Origin of the sequence: Alkaliphilus transvaalensis ATCC 700919, assembly GCF_000621485.1 — a bacterium.
GTDB lineage: Bacteria > Bacillota > Clostridia > Peptostreptococcales > Natronincolaceae > Alkaliphilus > Alkaliphilus transvaalensis.
In genome coordinates this window covers 113,825-130,363 of the sequence record NZ_JHYF01000017.1, presented here as the reverse complement: position 1 = coordinate 130,363, position 16,539 = coordinate 113,825, and the positions used below count along the sequence as shown (strand labels likewise).

General features: G+C 33.8%; 15 protein-coding genes and 2 tRNA genes. 15 read left to right on the top strand and 2 right to left on the bottom strand.

The genetic code is table 11. The annotated features are described in order from the left end of the window. A partial coding sequence (locus T335_RS20765) for an NTTRR-F1 domain (protein WP_034328498.1) occupies positions 1–971 on the bottom strand: 971 nt, incomplete at its 3' end. Between the two features lie 381 nt (positions 972–1,352). On the opposite strand from T335_RS20765, the gene T335_RS0113475 reads away from it, so the two are divergent. From T335_RS0113475 to T335_RS0113465, 3 genes are read left to right on the top strand one after another with little or no spacing between them, the layout of a single operon-like run. After that, positions 1,353–2,357 carry a CgeB family protein gene (locus tag T335_RS0113475; RefSeq protein WP_026478017.1) on the top strand — a complete coding sequence of 335 codons (1,005 nt, stop codon included), beginning with the start codon at positions 1,353–1,355 and terminating at the stop codon, positions 2,355–2,357. 17 nt (positions 2,358–2,374) lie between these two features. Continuing rightward, positions 2,375–3,322: a GDP-mannose 4,6-dehydratase gene (locus T335_RS0113470; protein WP_026478016.1), complete on the top strand. Its 948-nt coding sequence runs from the start codon at positions 2,375–2,377 to the stop codon at positions 3,320–3,322. Continuing rightward, positions 3,319–4,305, top strand: a complete 987-nt coding sequence (locus tag T335_RS0113465; RefSeq protein ID WP_026478015.1) for a glycosyltransferase family protein — start codon at positions 3,319–3,321, stop codon at positions 4,303–4,305. Before T335_RS0113470 ends, T335_RS0113465 begins: the two co-directional genes overlap by 4 nt. A 158-nt stretch (positions 4,306–4,463) precedes the next feature. Here the strand turns inward: T335_RS0113465 and T335_RS0113460 are convergent, their stop codons facing one another. Continuing rightward, the gene (locus tag T335_RS0113460; RefSeq protein ID WP_026478014.1) at positions 4,464–5,459 is read right to left on the bottom strand and encodes a DUF4855 domain-containing protein; all 996 of its coding nucleotides are present in this window, start codon (positions 5,457–5,459) and stop codon (positions 4,464–4,466) included. A 97-nt stretch (positions 5,460–5,556) separates the two neighbouring features. On the opposite strand from T335_RS0113460, the gene T335_RS0113455 reads away from it, so the two are divergent. The 12 genes from T335_RS0113455 (at position 5,557) to T335_RS0113400 (ending at position 16,430) form a co-directional block, all read left to right on the top strand. Further along, positions 5,557–6,543, top strand: a complete 987-nt coding sequence (locus T335_RS0113455; RefSeq protein ID WP_026478013.1) for a glycosyltransferase family protein — start codon at positions 5,557–5,559, stop codon at positions 6,541–6,543. Between the two features lie 17 nt (positions 6,544–6,560). After that, on the top strand, positions 6,561–7,619 hold the full coding sequence (locus T335_RS20760; RefSeq protein WP_051569316.1) for a glycosyltransferase: 1,059 nt from the start codon (positions 6,561–6,563) through the stop codon (positions 7,617–7,619). Between the two features lie 23 nt (positions 7,620–7,642). Then, positions 7,643–8,056 carry a hypothetical protein gene (locus T335_RS0113445; RefSeq protein ID WP_026478012.1) on the top strand — a complete coding sequence of 138 codons (414 nt, stop codon included), beginning with the start codon at positions 7,643–7,645 and terminating at the stop codon, positions 8,054–8,056. A 178-nt stretch (positions 8,057–8,234) separates the two neighbouring features. Further along, positions 8,235–9,281, top strand: coding sequence for a glycosyltransferase family 4 protein (locus T335_RS0113440; protein ID WP_026478011.1), 1,047 nt, complete (start codon positions 8,235–8,237; stop codon positions 9,279–9,281). A gap of 91 nt (positions 9,282–9,372) precedes the next feature. Then, the gene (locus T335_RS0113435) at positions 9,373–10,119 is read left to right on the top strand and encodes a YheC/YheD family protein (protein WP_026478010.1); all 747 of its coding nucleotides are present in this window, start codon (positions 9,373–9,375) and stop codon (positions 10,117–10,119) included. A gap of 192 nt (positions 10,120–10,311) precedes the next feature. Then, positions 10,312–11,619, top strand: a complete 1,308-nt coding sequence (locus tag T335_RS0113430; protein WP_026478009.1) for a nucleotide sugar dehydrogenase — start codon at positions 10,312–10,314, stop codon at positions 11,617–11,619. A gap of 12 nt (positions 11,620–11,631) precedes the next feature. Further along, entirely contained in the window at positions 11,632–12,714 is a 1,083-nt protein-coding gene (locus tag T335_RS0113425; RefSeq protein WP_026478008.1) for a Gfo/Idh/MocA family protein, read from the top strand. Beyond that, positions 12,711–13,274 (top strand): N-acetyltransferase, encoded by a 564-nt coding sequence (locus T335_RS0113420; protein ID WP_026478007.1) that lies wholly within the window; start codon positions 12,711–12,713, stop codon positions 13,272–13,274. The genes T335_RS0113425 and T335_RS0113420 overlap by 4 nt, the downstream gene beginning before the upstream one ends. Before the next feature lie 18 nt (positions 13,275–13,292). Then, a complete protein-coding gene (locus T335_RS0113415; protein WP_026478006.1) occupies positions 13,293–14,423 on the top strand; it encodes a DegT/DnrJ/EryC1/StrS family aminotransferase in 1,131 nt (376 codons plus the stop codon). Between the two features lie 239 nt (positions 14,424–14,662). Beyond that, on the top strand, positions 14,663–15,910 hold the full coding sequence (locus tag T335_RS0113410) for an HlyC/CorC family transporter (protein WP_026478005.1): 1,248 nt from the start codon (positions 14,663–14,665) through the stop codon (positions 15,908–15,910). Positions 15,911–16,120: 210 nt separating this feature from the next. After that, positions 16,121–16,197, top strand: a tRNA-Thr gene (locus T335_RS0113405). Between the two features lie 156 nt (positions 16,198–16,353). Further along, positions 16,354–16,430 (top strand) — tRNA-Thr (locus tag T335_RS0113400). The last annotated feature ends 109 nt before the right edge of the window (positions 16,431–16,539 follow it).

Below are 16,539 nucleotides of genomic sequence, written 5' to 3'. Positions count from 1 at the left end.
CCAGTAGCACCAGTAGCACCAGTAGCACCTGTTGCACCAGTAGGTCCAGTAGGTCCAGTGGCACCCGTAGCACCTGTTGCGCCAGTGGCACCAGTTACGCCAGTGGCACCCGTAGCACCTGTTGCACCCGTAGCGCCAGTAGCACCTGTTGCACCCGTTGCTCCAGTAGCACCAGTAGCACCAGTAGCACCTGTAGCGCCCGTAGGTCCAGTGGCCCCAGTAGCACCAGTAGCACCAGTAGCACCAGTAGCACCAGTAGCGCCCGTAGCACCAGTAGCACCCGTAGCGCCAGTAGCACCCGTAGCACCAGTGGCACCCGTTGCTCCAGTGGCACCAGTAGCACCCGTAGCGCCAGTAGCACCTGTTGCACCCGTTGCACCAGTGGCACCCGTTGCTCCAGTGGCACCAGTAGCACCCGTAGCACCAGTAGCACCTGTTGCACCAGTAGGTCCAGTAGGTCCAGTGGCACCGGTTGGGCCAGTAGGTCCATTACCAGTACCTTCAACTGCTAATAATGAAACGTCATCTACTACTACATCAGCACTCCCAGCTAATGGAAGTTTGTTGATGGTTATAAGGGCCTGGGTAGTACCAAGGGGAGAAATAGAAGTTACATCATAAATTTCTAACCACGTACTTTCTACCACATTGGGAAGCCTGCTAGGAAAGATATTGGTGATTAGCCCATTTCCTAAATAATTAAAGGCAGCATCATAATAAGAGATAGAGATAGAGACTAATGGACTAGGAGCTATTCCCACTTTCGCAATAGAAAGAATAAGGGCTAACTGCTCCCCTGACTCAACTGGAACAAATTGAGAGATAAAGCTATTAACAATTCCTCCAGTGAATCTTGCTGCATATATTCCTGAATGGCTGTACTCAGAAGTTATGGTTACATTTATAGCTGTCCAAGGCGGAAGGAGTCCAGTTTCAAATCCGCCATTAATAATCAGATCATTAAAAGACATAGTTTCACCTCTTTGTAGATAAAATTTTTAATCTAAGGGGAGGAACATGAAAAAAATCTAGTAAAGTTTAACTATAAAAAAATAGTTAAGATGACCCTCCTCCTAAAAACACTATATGTTTAATAGATATAGTTGTTGCTAATATTTACTTGATGCTAAATATAAAATGACATCACTTTTATATTGTATTAATGGAAAAAGATAAATTTATGTATACTGTACCTAAAATTAAAGTTTTTCATAATATATAGATGAGTAATGAAAGCTAAATTGATTTTGCCTATTAATAAAGTTAGTGTTTGTCAAGTCTTAGTTATTAGTAGAAACAAATTGTATATTATTAAATTAATAAAAATACACTTACTAGAAGGGGGAGGAAGGATGAAGAGTTATAAAATTCTTATTCTAGACCACCGTACCTATTGTATCAATAGTTTAGGGGACTCTTTAGCTCAGTTAGGACATAAAATAATGTACCAACCCTCATGGAACTTGAAGGAAGTTGAAAAAGGGATTTCATACTTTAACCCAGATATTTTAGTTACAGTTGGATATAACCGCAGACTCTTCTCTAAATTTATTGATCTAGTTCCAAAACTATGTAAAAAGTACCAACTTTTTCATATATATTGGGCGACAGAAGATATTATAAATTTTGAGGAGTGGTCCTTACCTTATGTAAAACGAACAAAGCCAGATTTAGTTTGGACGATTCATCCAAAGTGCATAAGTAAATATGCTAAACTTGGCATTCCATCAAGTTATTTCAATTTTGGATTTAACCCAAGAATATTCCCCCCTAAAAAGAAGACTGAAAAAGAAATCTATGATATATCCTTTGTAGGGTCCACTCACCTGTTTAAAAAGACATATCGATTTGATAGCCTTGACCATTTATTATTTCCATTGGTAAAGAGCAATGAAAAGGTTCATATATGGGGTTCAAACTGGAAAAGAGATGGGGCAATAATAAAAAGAGAATTTAACGTTGATGTTCCAAGAGAATGGCTAAAAGGGTATGTCTTATACGGAAATTCTGGATATATCTATCGTTCATCGAAAATTGTATTAGGAGTACAAAATGCAGAAGACCAAGTTACTCAACGTACTTTTGAAATTTTAGGGTCAGGAGCATTTATGATTGCTAGTAAAACTAAAGCAATGTCAGCTCTATTTGAAGATAAAAAAGAACTAGTGCTTTCAAGTTCACCCGAAGAAACAAAAGCACTGATTGCATACTATAAAGATAAGCCAGCCTTAAGATATGAAATAGGAGCTAATGCTAGAAAAAAAGTCATGAAAAATTTCACTTATGGGATGAATCTAAAGATGATATGGCCAAAGGTTGAAGTACTCATTAAGCAAAAAGTTAAAAGACAGAAATAAGGAGGAGTGTTGTTCTAATGTTTGGAAATGTACTGGTAACAGGTGGTGCAGGGTTTATAGGGTCACAATTAATAAAAAAAATATTACCAATTAGTAAACATATTTATGTCATTGATGATTTATCAACAGGATTAAGAGAATCAATACCAGATTCAGAGAAAATAACTTTTATTAAAGAGAGTATTAATAATAAAAAAATAATAGATGAAATTATGCCAAAAGTAGAGTATATTTTTCATTTGGCATGTTCTAATATTCTGAAGTCGGTAAGTGATATAGAGCTTGATTTAAATACAAATTTAATAGGGGGCTTTAACCTTTTACAAAGTGCCTATAAAAACTGTAGAATGTTAAAACGCTTTATTTATGCTTCGACAGCATCAGTGTATGGTGCTGCAACAATTTTACCAACAAAAGAAGAATATTATAAAATAGAATTGCCCTATGCAGCGAGTAAATTCTCTGCAGAACATTATTGTAGTGTTTATTATACAATGTATAAATTGCCTATATCAATTCTTCGTTTATCAAATGTTTATGGCCCAGGCCAGACTACATTAAATCCCTACTGTGGAGTAGTGGCTAAATTCTTTGAAGCAATAAATTTAAAGGAGCCTATAATAATTTATGGAAATGGAAACCAAACTAGGGATTTCACATATATAGAAGATGCATTATCAGCCTTTATCTTAGCAGCAATAAATGAAAAAGCAATAGGTCAAGTATATAACGTAGGTACTGGTATAGAAACCTCCATCATCAGTTTAGCCAATGAAATAAAATTAATATCTAATCATTCAGAGAACTTGGTTAAATTCAGGCAAAAGAGACCGATAGATGTTGTGAATAGAAGGAATATTGATTCATCAAGAATTCAAGAAGATTTAAACTGGAAAATTAATTATACTCTTTCAGAAGGTCTGAAAGAAACTTTTTTATGGCTTAAGGAGGAAAGAGAAAAATGAAGATTTTTCATGGTATTGTTGAAATAGCAGGGCAGATGGGAATTTTATGTTGTGGCTTGAAGAAAAAAGGACACATAGCCAGTGCATATAATACTTTTCATTCCTATTTGGGTTATAAAGAACATCTCGTAAATACAAATATTGTAGAATTAAGAAAAAATTCAAAAAAATTAATTGATTTTTTTGACGTTTTTCATTTTCATTATGCAACGACATTAGAAGAAAATTTTACAGACTTATTAAAAATTAAGCAAAAAGGAAAGAAAATGATAATGCACCATTGGGGTAATGATGTGCGTTTTCATGATATGGCTAGAATAAATAATCCATATGTGTATACAGGAGATTCACCACCTAATGAAGAAATACACAGGAGGCTATCAATAATTTCAAAATATGTTACAGATGCAATTGTGCAGGACTATGAGGTATTACCCTACGTTCAAAAATACTATAAAAGGGTACACATTTTACCGATAGCCATTGATCTAGATCGCTTTACACCTGCCTATCCTGATAAAAGACAAAAGCGGCCACTTATTCTTCATGCCCCAACTAATCCTGATTTTAAAGGTACAGTCCATGTAGAAAAAGCGATAAATGAATTAAGGGCAACCCATAACTTTGAATATAAGAGAATAGAAAAAATGAGTAATGCAGAAGTGATAAAACTCTATAAAAAAGCAGATATAATTGTTGATCAAATTCTTTGTGGTTCTTATGGACTTTTAAGTGTTGAGTCTATGGCATTAGGAAAACCAGTTGTAGCATTTATTAGACCAGATTTAGTCGGTAAATTTCCATCTAGTTTACCGATTGTTAATGCCAATCCATCTAATGTAAAAGAAAAAATTAAGCTGCTTATTGAGAAGCCCTATGAAAGGCACTTGGTTGGCATAAAAGGAAGAGAATATGTTGAAAAGTACCATGATAAAGATGTTGTACTAAATAAGTTGTTAGCCATTTATTCAAAACTAAAATAGTGCTAAGTAATGATAGTAAGCCATATAAAAATATCCCTTAATCGTTAATTACAGAACTTACGATTTTGGGATATTTTTATATGATATGAAATAATTAATTTCTAATTTAGAGCAAAACGGAAAGTTATTCTTTAAATTTGCTTAAAAGGCCTATTAATTTAATAAGGGATCAGGGGATAAGCTACTTTCGAATAGATACCTTTAATAAAACTGTAGATCCTAATATAATCAACTAATTTTTGCTTATAAACCTCATTTAAGGTTTGATCTGTGATCTTATAGACAACGACACAATCATTCATATAATTATTATACTGAGGGAGACCTAAATTAAGATAGTCAGTTAAATGATTTTGGTTGTATATTAAACCTTTGCCGTAGTTTATTTGCATACCGGTATGATAGAACTTCCCAAAGGCAGAAGCATAATTGATCCATTGATAGTCATTGTTTGTGTTACCGTAATAGTTTGAATTAATGCAGGTAATATCAAAACCAAATTTCTTCCAGTCGGTAATCCCATTGGAGCCATAGTTGGGCAACCACATGCTTAAATAGTTTTTTTGTCGTATAAAATTATTGATATCTATAACTAGTTGACTATCCTCGTCGAAAATTCCATCTCTCTGCCAGACAAAACCCTTAAAGGTTAAGTTGCCATGCAAATAGGTTGCCTTTTGCCAACCTTCTAGAAAATTATTAATCCACCATTTTAATGCAACTAATCGATCGTTGTGATTATTAAAATTTAAGTTTACATTATCTACAACACCAAAGTCATTTTGAAGGGTAAGGGGATAGGGTAGCATTACCCAAATATCAAGTTTTCTACCACTTAGGCAAGCGGCATGGAAGTTATAGTTGATTTTAAAAAGGTCATCAATCGCCAATCGCCAATCTTCTATAGTCGCCAACTCTCCTAATGTAGCATACATTGGATAAATATAATGGTTTGGTCGTGAGCTAATAGGATTAAATATTAGTCCACCAAACATAGTATCTATACTTTTATCCTGAAGTATATAAGAGACATATGGCTTTAAGTCTTCTATACTCCAATTTTGTATTTTGTGCTCTGCAAGGTCTCCTAAAGGGAGAATTGCTAAATGATTTTTTATATTAAGTTGTATAGGGGATAAAAATTTTAAACTCATAAAATTCCTCCTCACAAGTTTTCTCTATACAACATATGTAATAGTAGGAAAAATGTTATAGATAGTTATTTAGATGACCAATAAGGAGGCGTTTGTTATGCAGATTCTTCACGCACCTACAGAAATTGCTGGACAGATGGGAATTTTATGCGAAGGTCTTAGGGAAAGGGGACATTATGCAAGTGGTTATAACTGGTTTAATAGTTATTTAAAATACAATGGACCAATTATTAATACTGATGCTTATGAACTGTCTAGATTTATTAATACGCTAGATAAACATGCTGATATCATTCACTTTTACAATGGAAATACATTTCTACTTGGTAATGCTGATCTACCATATTTATTTCAGAAAGGGAAGAAGATGATAATGCATCATTGGGGTAATGACGTTAGAAGTCAGGCTAAGATTAGAGCCCATAATCCCTATGCAATTCCTAGCAGTTATTATAGTGATGATGTGATTCACAAGAATTTGAGTTTTATTTCGCAATATATAAGCACTGCTATCGTCCAAGACTATGAGGTATATCAATATGTAAAAGATTATTATAAAAAAATTCATATTTTGCCACTGGCATGTAAGGTTAAAGATATCGCTGTTGAATATCCAAAGCCTAACAATAAACCTATCAAAATTATCCATGCACCAACCAATAGAAACTTCAAAGGATCAGTTTATGTTGATGCAGCCATTATAAAACTAAGGAAAAACGCTGTTAATTTTGTTTATCAAGCAATAGAAAATATGAGTCATCGAGAAGCCATGCAAGCATACAAAGAGGCAGATATCATAATTGATCAGGTTCTGTGTGGAAGTTATGGAATGCTAAGTGTGGAAGCTATGGCAATGGGCAAGGTGGTTGTAGCCTTTATAAGAGATGATGTTAAACAACATTTCCCACCAGATTTACCAATTGTAATAACAAAACCAGAAGCAGTATATGAAGCTCTAATTAATCTAATAAATAATCCAGATAAATTACCCCAAATAGGTCATGCAAGCCGTGAGTATGCAATGAAATTTCATGAGATTGGTAGTGTTGTTGATAAATTATTGGATATTTATAGTCAGTTATAGAAGAGGGGGGATAGTTAATGTCAACTACCAATCCTAAAGTAGTTCACTTACCTTTGGAAATTGCAGGTCAAGCAGGGTTAATTTGTGAGTATTTAAGGAATGAGAACTTTAAGGCTTATAGTTTCAATTACTTTGAAAGCTATCTACAGTATAGTAATGTATGGCAAACAGAGTCCTATGAGTTAATAAAAGTACTGGATAAATTTATTGATTACTATGATATTTTTCACTTTCATAATGGCCATACTGTCATGACTGATTTTAGTGACATCGATATGATAAATAAAGCTGGTAAAAAAATGATAATGCATCATAGAGGAAATGATGTGAGGTTTAAGAGTCTTGCCAGCAAAGGAAAGGGATATGTTAATCCTTATGTAAAGACTAATAACTATTTAAGTGATGAAGAAATAAAAGATAATCTAGAACTGTTTTCGGAAAGCATGGATGCGGCAATAGTTCAAGATAATGAATTGTATAAATATGTGATTGACTATTATCGTTCAAAGGGGAAGCCAGTATATGTTTTACCAAGATTGATTAATAGTAAGGTGATTAAACCATTATACCCTCAAATTACAACTAAGAAACCCACAATAGTTCATGCACCAACTGATAGAGCATTTAAAGGGTCGGATATAATTGAGGAAACTTTAGAGAAATTAAAAGCAGACAAAATTTCCTTTGATTATATCAGTATTGAAGGGAAAAGTCATAAAGACGCACTAAAATATTATCGTAAGGCTGATATAGTCATAGATCAAATTTTGTGTGGATCCTATGGAAATGTAAGTGTAGAAGCAATGGCTATGGGTAAGCCAGTAATTTGCTATATCCGACCAGATCTCGAAAAAATGTATGGAGATAAAATGCCAATAATATCGGCTAACCCAGACAATTTATATCAAAAACTTAAAGCATTAATTACAGAGCCAGAAGAACGTTTTAGCCTTGGAAAGAAAGGTAGAGCATATGTTGAAGAACATCATGAGGGATCACGAATTATTAAAGATCTAATTAAAATATATCAAGAGGTATTGGAGACTAATGTATTTCCTCAAATTAAAATGCCTTAAGATAATTAAGGGTGGTGAGTTGGTTGATAACACTTGAAAAAAAAATGCTTATTTTACCTCAACGGCTTCAGATAGTGAAAGAGCTAGCTTTTATGTCATTTAATTTAGTTGATGTTCCTAAGGATATGAAAATCACTAAAATAAATATGCATATCCCACTAAATAATAGCAATATATCCAGCAAGGTGCATATTAATGAAATCATATCTACTTGGAGTAGAGACTTAGTAAGTAAGGGGAAATATCCCCCTTCAAAAACAATTAGCTTGCATCGCATTCCTCATAAAAGTAAAGAGCTTATTATAGATGTTAGTAATTTTAAAAGTAAGTGGTGTAGGCAAAGTGGATTAAATCATGGTATTGTCATTAAATTTGAGAAGCTAAACCCAGCCTATCTAGAGATGAATCCCCCTTTTATCATAGTTGATACAATATAAGAAATAATTGGCCCCAGAAGAAAACGCATGCACTATCAGTTATCTTGTGCATATACTGAAACTAAAAAATGCAACAGGATGATAGGCTATTTAATAAGTGTTAATAAGCTTATCAATTTAACTTAGAAAGTTTAAGGGGCCATTTATTTAGTATTACACAAGAAAGTAGGTGCAGATATTGAAAGTATTATTCCTTTCTATTATGGCAAAGTGCGGAGTTTTTACCCATGTACGAGAATTAGCCCTCTATATGCAAAAAAGAGGAGTAACGCCTATAATTGGATTTATTCATAATCCGAAGACCATAAGCCTTTTTAAAATAACTAAAAAAGATATGGATGGATTAATTGAATCAATTAAAGGGCTAGAGTACTTTTACTATGACTCTGATGAAAGCCTATTAAAAAAGATTCAATCTAATAAGTTTGATTTAGTGCATGCCCATTCACCTATTGTGCTATCATCCGCTATGGCAATATATAAAAAATATAATACTCCTTATATAGTTACTCTACATGGAACAGCAAATTGGAATACCCTTCACGGGGCATCCCTAAGGGTAGCAAAAGGCATTATTGCCATAGGACCAGAAGTTGCTGCGTCAGCTGGTTCAGAATTTAAAGATAAAATAGAAGTGATCTTTAATGGAATAGATACAGATCATTATAAACCAAATAATATGAAAAATAACCATGGTCCTTTACGAATATTATGGATGGGAAGAACAAATGGACCAACTGCCAATGGAGTCACTTATCTTTCTAAAGCTATTAGACAGCTAAGAAGAAAAGGAATCCCTGTAGAAGCAAAGGTAATTGGTCACGCATCTGGAGCGGGGACAGGGGAACTGGAACTTTGCGGTTGGGTACATGAACCACTTAAGTATCTTCAGTGGAGTCAAATTGTATTTGGTAGGGGGAGAGCCTTAAGGGAGGCAATGGCAGCTGGAAATGTCGGGTTTCTTATCGGCCAGGGATATGGTGGTGTGGTAATGGAAAATTGGTTTGATGAGGGGAAGACTCCGTTATTAAGTGCTTCTCTAAAACATGGATATTCTAAACTAAATTCACAGGATATTATGAAAGATCTCTTAGATTTCCACTATCGGAGGGGATTACTAGAAGAAAGAAGACTAGTAGCAAGGAAAATTGCAGAAGATCATTTTAATATATGGAAAATGGTTGATGAGACCTTTAAAATATTTCAAAAAGCCCTTCAAGGATAAATTGATTGTATTTTTAAAACTTCAAAATTACTAAATCGTATTTATTCTACAGTTAGCTATTATGAAGGCTTTAGTTGGGGAGGTTAGGGGTTTGCGTAATAAGATGGGGCACTATGAAGTTTTAATTAAGGATCCTATAATAGCAGAGCATATACCAGAAACTTGCTGGTATAATAACAAAGCACTTGCGAACATGTTGGAAAAATATCCATCAATTTATCTGAAACCAAATGATAACACAGGGGGTAACGGGATTATCAGGATTAAGAGAATTAAAAAAATTAAATATTTAGTAAGTGTGGATAAAAAAACAAAAGAGATAGATCAAAGAATGCTTAATAATGTACTAAAGGAAGTTATAAACCACCCTGAAAAGTATATTATTCAACAAGGGATAGAACTATCAACTTATAATTATAAACCTTTTGATATGCGGATTGTATTGCAAAAAGCACTTAATACATGGAGGCTAACTTTGACTTCTGTTAAAGTTGCAGCTACACGAAACGCAGTGGTTACAAATGTTTCTAAGGGGGCGACCGATTATCCCCTGCATAAAATACTTCAGAGGTATGATCAAAAAAAAGAACCCATGATCATATTTAGAGAAATGATAGATTTAAGTCATCAAATAGCTAATGTGTTAGGCAATAGTAAGCCACTAAAAATAGTAGGCTTAGATATTGCCCTCGATAAAAGCGGTAAGCTATGGTTTATTGAAGCAAACGAGCACCCTGAATGTGGAAGGTGTAAATTAGTAAATGATCAGTTATCTGTAAAGAAATATGAAAAGACCAGTAAGTTAAGTAAGAATGAAGCTATAGGGAAAAAAGGTTAAAGAAATTAATCGTTATCACTAGCTAATCGAAGTTTTAGTTATGGGGAATTCCGTAATGGAATAATTATGGTTTAAATTATGGAATCTTCATTCATTAATTTGAAATGAAAATCTTAGATGACTATATCGATAAATTTAAAATTAATTCTCAGTAAGAAGTTACTGTTAATTATAGATGGAGGTATGACTACTATGAATAGATTAAAAGAAAAATTGCTTAATAAAACTGCAATTTTAGGTGTTATTGGATTAGGTTATGTAGGGCTACCGCTGGCAGTTGAAAAGGCTAAAGCTGGTTATAAAACAATAGGGTTCGAAAGGCATCAATCGAAGATTGATATGATTAACGCAGGTAAAAACTATATTGGCGATGTGATTAAAGAAGATTTAGAAGAAGTAGTAGGTAATGGATTATTAAGCGCTACACTTGATATAGAAGAAATAAAAAATGTTGATTGTGTATGTATTTGTGTTCCTACTCCCCTTGATCGTTACCAACAACCAGATATAAGTCATGTAAAAAAAGCAGCGGAAAGTATTGTGCCCTATATGCATAAAGATATGTTAATTGTATTAGAGTCTACAACATATCCTGGTACGACAGAAGAACTACTAAAACCAATATTAGAAAGTTCTGGCCTTAAATGTGGTGAAGATTTCTTCCTCGCCTTTTCTCCAGAGCGGGTGGACCCAGGTAACTTAACATATAAAACAAGGAATACGCCTAAGGTGGTTGGAGGTGTGACAGCTGCATGTACAGAAGTTGCTGTGACTCTGTATCAAAATATCATTGTAGCGCCAGTACACCAGGTATCATCCCCCAAAGTCGCTGAAATGGAGAAAATACTTGAGAACACCTATCGTAATATTAACATCGGTTTGGTGAATGAATTAGCGATTTTAAGTAATAAGATGGGAATTAATATTTGGGAGGTAATAGAAGCAGCAAAAACAAAACCCTTTGGTTTTCATGCTTTCTATCCCGGTTCTGGATTAGGAGGTCACTGTATTCCATTAGATCCCTACTACTTGTCTTGGAAAGCTAGAGAATTTGCATTTCATACCTCAATGATTGAATCATCGATGGTGGTCAATGATAGAATGCCAGAATATTGTACTGAAAGGATCACTAAAATATTGAATAGGGAGAAAAAATCTATCAATGGTTCGAAAATACTATTTTTAGGTGTTGCATATAAACAAGATATTGATGACTATAGAGAAAGTTCTGCAATAAAAGTGATAGACCATGTGTTAAGGGTAGGGGGAGAAGTACTTTATTATGATCCCTATGTAGAGAAATTTAAAGACGGAAATGTTGAAATGATAGGGGAGAAAGATCTTACTGAAGAATTATTAAAGGGTGTTGACTTAGTGGTAATTACAACAGCCCATAGTAACATTAATTATGATTTTGTACAGAAGCATTCCAAGGTGATTTTCGACACTAAAAATGCAATGAAACATGTAGAAGACCGAGTTAATATAGAATTGCTGTAAGGGGGGAGAAATTTGAGTTTAAGATATGGGATAATAGGGTGCGGTAGGATAGCCCCGAATCATATTGCGGCAGCCATTGCAAATAAACTTGAAATAGTAGCTTTATGTGATCTAGAAGAGGAAAAATTAACTAATATAGAGGAAACTTTTAATTTAGATAAAAAAATAAAAAAATATACTGATTACAAAAAAATGATAGAGGATGAAACATTTGACTTAATTGCAATCTGTACTGAAAGTGGTAAGCATGGTGAAATTGCATTATATTGTATAGATAATGGAATCAATTTAATAATTGAAAAACCAATAACATTATCATTAGAAGAAGCTGATGAAATTATCAAAAAGTCAAAAGAAAAAAATATTAAAGTAAGTGTTTGTCATCAAAATAGGTTTAATAAATCTATTATGAAAATAAGAGAGGCAATAGAAGCTAATCGTTTTGGTAGACTGTTATACGGTACAGCCCATATTAGATGGAACCGGGGTAAAGATTATTATACCCAAGCGCCATGGCGGGGAACATGGGAACAAGACGGAGGCGCCCTCATGAATCAATGTATACACAATATCGATTTACTAAGATGGATGATGGGTGATGAAATTATTGAAGTGATAGGAATGACAGACCGATTAAAGCATGACTATATTGAAGCTGAAGACTTAGGGATTGCCCTTGTAAAATTCGGAAATGGTAGCTATGGGATTATTGAAGGTACAACAAATATTTACCCTAAAAATTTAGAAGAAACACTTTATATTTTTGGTGATAAGGCCACTGTAAAAGCTGGTGGAAAATCTGTAAATCTTATCGAAGAGTGGCTTTTTAATGATCAAATTGATGACCCCGAGGAAGTAAAGAACGAATACTGTGAGCATCCACCAACAGTATATGGATATGGTCATACACCTCTTTATGCCGATGTTATTGATGCTATTGTAAATGACAGACCCCCATATATTTCAGCAGAAGACGGAAGAAAGGCCTTAGAGTTAGTCCTAGCAATTTATAAGTCAGCTATAACAGGAGAAAAAGTAAAGCTACCATTAGAGGGTGGCAGTACAATGGAATATATTGGGAGGTTCGATCGATGATTTATTTTGTTCATGAAAGTAGCTATATAGACAATGATGTTGTAATCGGCGAAGCTACGAAAATCTGGCACTTCTGCCATGTCCATAAAGGTGCTAGAATAGGATCAAAATGTTCTTTGGGGCAAAATGTAAATATTGGTGATAATGTGGTGATTGGAAATAATGTTAAAATACAAAATAATGTTTCGGTATACGAAGGTGTAATATTAGAGGACTATGTATTTTGTGGCCCTTCGATGGTTTTTACAAATGATCTAACGCCTAGAAGCATGTTTCCAAAAGGGGCCGAAGCCTTTAAGAAAACCTTAGTTAAGTACGGAGCTACAATAGGGGCTAATGCAACGATTGTCTGTGGAAACACGATAGGAAAATGGGCAATGATTGCTGCAGGAGCTGTGGTGACTAACGATGTAGCAGATTATGCGTTAATGGTGGGAGTGCCTGCTAAGCAAATAGGTTGGGTTTGCCAATGTGGAGAACCTTTAAGAAATAACTATTCTTGTAAATTTTGTGGACGTAGTTACTATCTTGATAACCAGCAGCTTAAAGAGAAAGACTAAAAGGGGAAGGTTGATAAGATGGAATTTAGAGATTTAAAGGCTCAATATAATAAATATAAACATGAAATAGATGCCGCAATAGAAGGTGTTCTTAAGAGGGGCGTTTTTATTGGTGGAGAAGAAGTAGAAACTTTAGAAGAAGAGCTCAAGGCATATCTGGGAGTTAAACATTGTATTACTTGTGCCAATGGGACTGAAGCAATGACTTTATTAATGATGGCGTGGGATATAAAAAAAGGAGATGCAGTGTTTGTACCTGATTTTACTTTTTTCTCTACGGGAGAAATTGTTTCTTTTGTAGGTGCTACCCCCGTCTTTGTTGATGTAGATAGAAACACATTTAATATAGATGTACAAAAGTTAGAAGAAACGATTATTAGAACTTTTAATGAAGGAAAACTAAATCCTAGGGCGATTATCCCTGTAGATTTATTTGGTCTTCCTGCTAATTTTCCTGAAATAGAGAAAATCGCTAAAAAGTACAATCTGATTGTTCTTGAAGATGGGGCTCAAGGTTTTGGTGGAAGTATTGAAGATAAAAAGGCTTGTAGTTTTGGGGATGCTGCAACCACATCATTTTTTCCAGCAAAGCCGTTAGGGTGCTATGGTGATGGTGGAGGGATATTTACAGATAACGATGAATTAGCCGAGTTAGTACGATCCTATAAAGTTCATGGTAAAGGAGAAAGTAAATATGACAATGTAAGAATTGGCGTAAATTCTAGACTAGATACAATTCAAGCAGCCATATTACTTGTTAAGTTAAAAATATTTATTCAGCATGAACTAGATGATGTTAATCGGATTGCCAGATGGTATAGTGAAAGACTTAAAGGTGTTGTTGATGTTCCCGTTATACCAAATGGTTATAAATCTAGCTTTGCCCAATATACAATAAAACTTAAAGATTCTATTACAAGAGAAGCCCTACAACAAAAACTAAGCGATAAGGGGATTCCAAGCTTAGTATACTACCAAAAACCAATGCATAGACAAATCGCTTTTTTAGATTTAGCCTGTGTTGATATAAATTTTCCAATCTCTAATGAACTAAGTAATATCGTATTATCTTTACCAATGCATCCTTATCTACAGGAAGAAGAGGTAGATTTTATATGTAATATCATCAAAAATTCAACTAAGGTATAGGATAAAAAGAAGGAGTGTTTATAGATAAAAAGTGATGCTATCTATAAATGCTTCTTTTCTTTTTAAGAATCTGGTTTCATATAATATACGAGGAAGTCCAACATACCTAACTATGAATTTATATGTTTTATGGAAATAGAAAAAGTTATACTTGTCGTAATTCTATAATATTTTCACAAAATTAAGCTATACTAATGAAAAGACCAATTTATTGTTATATTAGGGGAGGAGATTATCAATTGGATTACAGCTATTTGCCAAGATTATTTATACTTTTAATCTTATTATTAACCTCTGCCTTTTTTTCTGCAAGTGAGACAGCTTTAATGTCTATAAGTAAATTAAGGGTTAGACATATGACGCAAGAAGGAATATCGGGTTCAGAACTAATCTATAAAATGATCGATAAACCAGGTAAAATGTTAAGTACAATTTTAGTTGCAAATAATGCCATTAATATTGGGGCTTCAGCTTTAGCAACCTCATTAGCAATTGACTACTATGGAGCAGGAGGAGTTGCAATAGCAACAGGAATCATGACATTACTGGTGCTTATTTTTGCAGAAATAACACCTAAATCTCTAGCTGCTAAAAAAGCTGAAAAAATATCATTATATGTTATTAAACCCATTGCAGTATTTGTAACTATATTAAACCCTATTGTAATCATATTTACATATATCACTAATGCTATCTTAAAGTTATTGGGACTTAAAGCCGATGGAGAAAAGCCTTTTATTACTGAAGATGAGTTAAAAACAATTGTTACCGTAAGTCACGAAGAAGGTGTACTTGAGGTTGAAGAAAAGCAGATGATCTATAATGTTTTCGAATTTGGAGATCTACATATTAGTGATGTTATGGTACAAAGAACAGATATTACTGCTTTTCATGTTGATGCTCCTTTAACAGAGATTCTAGAGACATTAAAGGAAGAGCAGTTTTCTAGATATCCTGTTTATGATGAGAGCATAGATGATATCGTAGGTATTTTGTATGTGAAAGATATGCTTTTAGTAGAAGGGATACAAGAAAATTTTGATATTCGAAAACATATGCGAAAACCCTTTTTTACTTTCGAGTTTAAAAAAATTAGTAGCTTATTTAAAGAAATGAAGAAAAATAGAACCCATATAGCGGTTGTTTTAGATGAGTATGGAGGTACAGCTGGAATTGTGACCATAGAAGATTTAATAGAAGAGATTGTGGGTGAAATACAAGATGAATATGATGAACATGAAATTGAAGAAATAAAAGTCATAAGTGAAAATGAATTTATTGTAGAAGGTAGTGCTAAAATTACTCTAGTAAATGAAATGCTGAACACAAATATTGAATCTGAAAACTTTGATTCAATTGGTGGATTCATTATTGGTGAGTTGGGTAGATTGCCAAAAATAGGAGAAGTGATCGAGTTTAATGGGTCAAAGTTTAAAGTCGAAATTTTAGATAAAAATAGGATAAAAAGTATAAGAGTACTAAAATAAAGGGAATTTCTTATTGGATAAATTCCCTTTAAATCTTTATTAGTCTGGTTATACAATGCCCTCATTATCATAAAAACATAAATACATAAAAACAAAAATACATAAAAAATGGCAGAAATATCTTTACAAATTGATAAAATCATTATATACTACTATAGCGTGTAATTTGCCCTACTATCTGTATAATCCCTATTTACAAATTAAACTCATGCTGATGTAGCTCAGTAGGTAGAGCACTTCCTTGGTAAGGAAGAGGTTCGTGGGTTCAAGTCCCATCATCAGCTCCATTGTTCTTTATCAACGGAGATTAACCTTTAGATCTTTCAAAAGAAGACTTTAATCTAAAAATGATGAAAATCATAAAAAAATGTATTTTTCTCTTTACAAAAGGCAAAAATCATTATATACTATTTAAGTGTTCTAATTAAGGGACATATCAAAGTGCTGATGTAGCTCAGTAGGTAGAGCACTTCCTTGGTAAGGAAGAGGTTCGTGGGTTCAAGTCCCATCATCAGCTCCATTAAAAAAACAGATAAGACTCACTTTTTGCAAGGTAGCAGAGGGTGGGTTTTTTATATGCTCTTCTTTCAACTTAAGTGTAAGAGCAAGGAAAAAATTACATCATTAAT

What these genes read in the sequence shown, in the direction of transcription:
- T335_RS0113455 (WP_026478013.1), top strand. Translation starts at nt 5,557, where the DNA reads ATGCAGATTCTTCACGCACCTACAGAAATTGCTGGACAGATGGGAATT.
- T335_RS0113470 (WP_026478016.1), top strand. Translation starts at nt 2,375, where the DNA reads ATGTTTGGAAATGTACTGGTAACAGGTGGTGCAGGGTTTATAGGGTCA.
- T335_RS0113465 (WP_026478015.1), top strand. Translation starts at nt 3,319, where the DNA reads ATGAAGATTTTTCATGGTATTGTTGAAATAGCAGGGCAGATGGGAATT.
- T335_RS0113430 (WP_026478009.1), top strand. Translation starts at nt 10,312, where the DNA reads ATGAATAGATTAAAAGAAAAATTGCTTAATAAAACTGCAATTTTAGGT.
- T335_RS0113415 (WP_026478006.1), top strand. Translation starts at nt 13,293, where the DNA reads ATGGAATTTAGAGATTTAAAGGCTCAATATAATAAATATAAACATGAA.
- T335_RS20760 (WP_051569316.1), top strand. Translation starts at nt 6,561, where the DNA reads ATGTCAACTACCAATCCTAAAGTAGTTCACTTACCTTTGGAAATTGCA.
- T335_RS0113420 (WP_026478007.1), top strand. Translation starts at nt 12,711, where the DNA reads ATGATTTATTTTGTTCATGAAAGTAGCTATATAGACAATGATGTTGTA.
- T335_RS0113475 (WP_026478017.1), top strand. Translation starts at nt 1,353, where the DNA reads ATGAAGAGTTATAAAATTCTTATTCTAGACCACCGTACCTATTGTATC.
- T335_RS0113460 (WP_026478014.1), bottom strand. Translation starts at nt 5,459, where the DNA reads ATGAGTTTAAAATTTTTATCCCCTATACAACTTAATATAAAAAATCAT.